Consider the following 462-nt stretch of genomic DNA (forward strand, 5'->3'; position numbering starts at 1 on the left):
GGGTTCGCTTTATGTGTGAAGTGTGTGTAATGTATCCGGGGTCAGCGCGACAGGGCGATGTGATTGCTTGTTGTGGTGATGTGGGGGAGAGTTTACTTTGTATTCACGGTCGGTTTGACTTGTGTTTGCAGTGAAGGTAGAGTCTTCTTCTGCTGCTCACGTGGTGGTTGCCCTGGTTTTGGGGTGGTTGTCTTCGTGGGTGTGTGTTGTGTGAGAACTCAATAGTGTGCCGATGTACTAACTAATACTTTTTTGGGAAAGTGCTTGTTTGGTTGTCGTTTGCGCGTGTGTGTTGCTGGTGGGTGCCGGGGGCCTTTGTTTGTTTTGGGTCCTTTTGTGCTTGCGGGTGATGGATTGCGTGGCGGCGCCTTTGTTTGGGTGCTTTTCGCGTGGTTTTTTCATTTGTGGGAAAGATCATGGTTGTTCTCTTCTTTTTTGGCCTCGTCGGTTCGAAGGGGAGAA

The 462-nt window shown here is 49.8% G+C and carries 1 protein-coding gene; it reads right to left on the reverse strand.

Going from position 1 to position 462, the window contains the following annotated elements:
- Positions 1–241: 241 nt before the first annotated feature.
- On the reverse strand, positions 242–462 hold a 221-nt coding region (locus ADB02_RS11660; protein ID WP_206540535.1), incomplete at its 5' end, for a hypothetical protein.

The sequence above is a fragment of the Corynebacterium sp. 212_CJEI genome, from assembly GCF_001055915.1.
Classification (GTDB): domain Bacteria; phylum Actinomycetota; class Actinomycetes; order Mycobacteriales; family Mycobacteriaceae; genus Corynebacterium; species Corynebacterium jeikeium_D.